Annotated in this window: 1 protein-coding gene and 1 pseudogene; both read left to right on the forward strand. The window is 59.3% G+C overall.

Going from position 1 to position 543, the window contains the following annotated elements; all coding sequences use genetic code 11:
- Window positions 1-210: pseudogene (gene aspA, locus Q4563_RS15700) on the forward strand (aspartate ammonia-lyase); the annotation flags it as partial.
- Window positions 211-247: 37 nt separating this feature from the next.
- Window positions 248-543, forward strand: a 296-nt coding sequence (locus Q4563_RS15705; protein WP_303605128.1) for a hypothetical protein, incomplete at its 3' end; no start/stop codon positions are given.

Here is a 543-nt window from a genome sequence, read left to right on the forward strand (position 1 = left end):
GCCAATCTGCAGCAGGCGCTGGCGCGTAATCCGATTCTGGTGACTGCGCTGAATCCGATTGTGGGTTATATGAAAGCGGCAGAGATTGCCAAGCAGGCGTATAAAGAAAAACGGCCGGTACTGGACGTGGCGGACGAGCAAACCAATTTGGGGCGGGCTGAGCTGGAGCGATTACTGGATCCGGCGAAGCTGACCCAGGGCGGCATCTGACGACAAACAGCGGGTGCCACACTGACGGGGCAAAACGATGAACCAGGCATCCCGTAAACGTAATGTGACTGGGCAGGATATGCCGGACGGCTGGGTTTTCTGGATTGAATCCGGACAACGAACGCTGCTGGCTGGCAATCCGCAGCAAGCCTGCGACGATTTCCATAAGGCGCTGAGTCTGGGTTATGCGGAACTGGATGCCGCCGCCCGGTTGTCAGAGCCGGCCTTGCTAGCGGTCGTGGCCCCCTTGCTGAATCTGGTGGACGCTTATCTGGAAGCCGGACGAGCCGAAATGGCGCTGGTCAAACTGAGCCGCTGCACGGAGCTGGTGGC

The sequence above is a fragment of the Gilvimarinus sp. 1_MG-2023 genome (genome assembly GCF_030548285.1).